Here is a 3,198-nt window from a genome sequence, read left to right as displayed (position 1 = left end):
CCGAAGGCGCCTTACGGCAGAGGTCCGCCCGCGGCGATCGCCGACAGGGTGGCGAACTCGTCGGCCTTCAGCGAGGCGCCGCCCACGAGGGCGCCGTCCACATCCGTCTGTCCGACGATCTCGCCGACGTTCTTCGCGTTGACGCTGCCGCCGTACAGCACGCGGACACCGGACGCGACGTCCGGCGAGGCCAGCTCGCCGAGCGTGGCGCGGATCGCGGCGCAGACTTCCTGCGCGTCCGCGGCACTGGCCACCCGGCCGGTGCCGATGGCCCACACCGGCTCGTACGCGATGACGACCTTGCCGATGTCCTCGGCGGACAGCCCGGCGAGCGAACCCCGCAGCTGCTCGACGTTGTAGGACACGTGGTCGCCGGCCTCGCGGATGTCGAGGCCCTCACCGATGCAGACGATCGGGGTGAGCCCGTTCTTCAGCGCGGCCTTGGTCTTGGCCAGCACGGTGTCGTTGTCCTCGCCGTGCAGGGTCCGGCGCTCCGAGTGCCCGACGACGACGAACGTGCAGCCCAGCTTGGCCAGCATGGAGCCGCTGATCTCGCCGGTGTACGCGCCCGAATCCTGGGCCGACACGTCCTGCGCACCGTAGGTGAGCAGGAGCTTGTCGCCCTCGACGAGGGTCTGCACGCTGCGGATGTCGGTGAACGGCGGGATCACCGTCACGTCGACCTTGTCGAAGTACTTCGCCGGGAGCGAGAAGGCGATCTTCTGAACCAGCGCGATGGCCTCGAGGTGGTTCAGATTCATCTTCCAGTTGCCGGCGATCAGCGGCTTCCGTGCCATGGGTCAGCCCTCCAGAACTGCGATGCCGGGGAGTTCCTTGCCCTCGAGGTACTCGAGGGAGGCGCCGCCACCGGTGGAGATGTGCGAGAACCCGTCCTCGGGCAGACCGAGCTGGCGCACCGCCGCGGCGGAGTCACCGCCACCGACGACGCTGTACGCGCCCTTGCCGGTGGCCTCGATGATCGCCTCGGCGACACCCTTGGTGCCCGCGGCGAACTTCTCGAACTCGAACACACCCATCGGGCCGTTCCAGAACACGGTCTTCGCGCTGGTCAGGATCGCCGCGAACCGGCGAACCGACTGCGGTCCGATGTCGAGTCCCATCCAGCCGTCCGGGATCTCGAGCACGGAGACGATCTTCGACTCGGCGTCGGCGGAGAACGAATCGGCGATGACCACGTCCTGCGGGATGTGGATGACGTCGGCGTACTGCTCGAGCAGCGCCTTGCACGTGTCGATCATCGACTCCTCGCACAGCGAGTTTCCGACCGAGACGCCCTGCGCCGCGAGGAACGTGTAGTACATGCCGCCGCCGATGACGAGGGTGTCGACCTTGGGGGCCAGCGCCTCGATCACCGCGAGCTTGTCCGACACCTTGGATCCACCGAGGACGACCGCGTACGGCCGCTCGGGCTCCTGGGTGAGCTTGCCGAGCACCTCGATCTCGGCGTCGACGAGCGTGCCCGCGTAGTGCGGGAGCAACTTCGCGACCTCGTACACCGACGCCTGCGCGCGGTGCACGACACCGAACCCGTCGGACACGAACGCACCGTCGTCGCCGACCAGTTCGACCAGGGCCTTGGCGAGCTTCGTCCGCTCGGCCTCGTCCTTGCTGGTCTCCCGCGGGTCGAAGCGGATGTTCTCCAGCAGGAGGACGTCGCCGTCGGTGAGCCCCTCCGCGCGGGCCAGCGCGTCCTGGCCGACGACGTCGCCGGCGAGCTGGACGTTGCGTCCCAGCACCTCGGCGAGCTTCACCGCCACCGGCGCGAGCGAGTACTGCGGGTCGGGCTCACCCTTGGGGCGACCCAGATGGGCGGTGACGATGACCTTGGCGCCCGCCTCCGCCAACGCCTTCAGCGTCGGTGCGGAAGCGAGGATGCGCCCGGGATCGGTGATCCGGTCGCCGTCGAGCGGAACGTTGAGGTCGGAGCGCACCAGCACGGCACGCCCCTCGACCCCAGCGTTCAGTAGATCGTCGAGAGTCTGAACTGCCACTGTTACCGGACCTTCGCTCAGAGAGACTTGGCGACGAGACCGATGAGGTCTGCCAGACGGTTGGAGTAACCCCACTCGTTGTCGTACCAGGACACGATCTTGGCCTGATCCTCGATGACCTTGGTGAGGCCGGAGTCGAAGATCGAGCTGTGCGGGTCGGTGACGATGTCGGACGACACGATGGGGGCGTCCGTGTACTTCAGGATGCCCTTGAGCGGGCCCTCGGCGGCAGCCTTCATCGCGGCGTTGATGTCCTCGACGCTGGCCGACTTCCGCAGGTTCGCGGTGAGGTCGGTGACCGAACCCGTGGGGATCGGGACGCGCAGCGCGTAGCCGTCCAGCTTGCCGAGCAGCTGCGGGAGGACCAGGCCGATGGCCTTGGCGGCACCGGTTCCGGTGGGAACCACGTTCAGTGCGGCGGCACGGGCGCGACGCAGGTCGCTGTGCGGGCCGTCCTGCAGGTTCTGGTCCTGGGTGTAGGCGTGCACCGTCGTCATGAGGCCCTTGACGATGCCGAACTCGTCGTCGAGCACCTTGGCGATGGGGCCGAGGCAGTTGGTGGTGCACGAGGCGTTGGAGATGATGTTCTGGCTGCCGTCGTACTTGTCGTCGTTGACGCCCATCACGATGGTGATGTCCTCGCCCTTGGCCGGGGCGGAGATGATGACCTTCTTGGCGCCGGCCTCGAGGTGGCCCTTCGCCTTGGCTGCGTCGGTGAAGATGCCGGTGGACTCGACGACGACGTCGACACCCAGGTCGCCCCAGGGAAGCGCCGCGGGGCCTTCCTTGATGGCGAGCGCCTTGATCTTCTGGCTTCCGACGACGATGGTGTCTTCACCTTCGAGCGAGACGTCGTGCGGGAGACGACCCAGGATGGAGTCGTACTTCAGGAGATGCGCCAGCGAAGCGTTGTCCGTGAGGTCGTTGACCGCCACAATCTCGATGTCGGTGGTTCCGAGCGCCTTCTGCGCATCCACCGCCCTGAAGAAGTTACGTCCGATACGGCCGAAACCGTTTACGCCTACCCGGACAGTCACAATCTGCTCCTTTGCGCATGATTCTGGTTGTGCAGCTCTGCTCCCGCGCCGCTACGACACCACCGGCGGGCGGTCGGCGCGGGGTTCATCGGTCGATGTGGTTCTTACCCTAGTGCGCGGGCGACGCCCGCGCGCGGTCACCTCCGGGC

At 67.4% G+C, this 3,198-nt stretch carries 3 protein-coding genes; all 3 read right to left on the bottom strand.

Annotated features, from left to right (window positions below; all coding sequences use genetic code 11):
• Nucleotides 1–11: 11 nt before the first annotated feature.
• From tpiA to gap, 3 genes are read right to left on the bottom strand one after another with little or no spacing between them, the layout of a single operon-like run.
• Entirely contained in the window at nt 12–797 is a 786-nt protein-coding gene (gene tpiA, locus ACFTZB_RS44475; RefSeq protein ID WP_378442219.1) for a triose-phosphate isomerase, read from the bottom strand.
• A gap of 3 nt (nt 798–800) precedes the next feature.
• Complete coding sequence (locus ACFTZB_RS44470; RefSeq protein ID WP_378442217.1) at nt 801–2,012, bottom strand: phosphoglycerate kinase; 1,212 nt, start codon at nt 2,010–2,012, stop codon at nt 801–803.
• Between the two features lie 17 nt (nt 2,013–2,029).
• Entirely contained in the window at nt 2,030–3,049 is a 1,020-nt protein-coding gene (gap, locus tag ACFTZB_RS44465) for a type I glyceraldehyde-3-phosphate dehydrogenase (protein ID WP_015890630.1), read from the bottom strand.
• Between the last annotated feature and the right edge of the window lie 149 nt (nt 3,050–3,198).

This window comes from Rhodococcus sp. NPDC057014 (assembly GCF_042673295.1).
Taxonomy (GTDB): Bacteria; Actinomycetota; Actinomycetes; order Mycobacteriales; family Mycobacteriaceae; genus Rhodococcus_F.
Note: the sequence above shows the minus strand (reverse complement) of the source record. Positions and strands in the feature narration are given on the sequence as shown.

Coding starts and splice junctions, on each gene's coding strand:
- tpiA (WP_378442219.1), bottom strand. CDS start 797: ATGGCACGGAAGCCGCTGATCGCCGGCAACTGGAAGATGAATCTGAAC.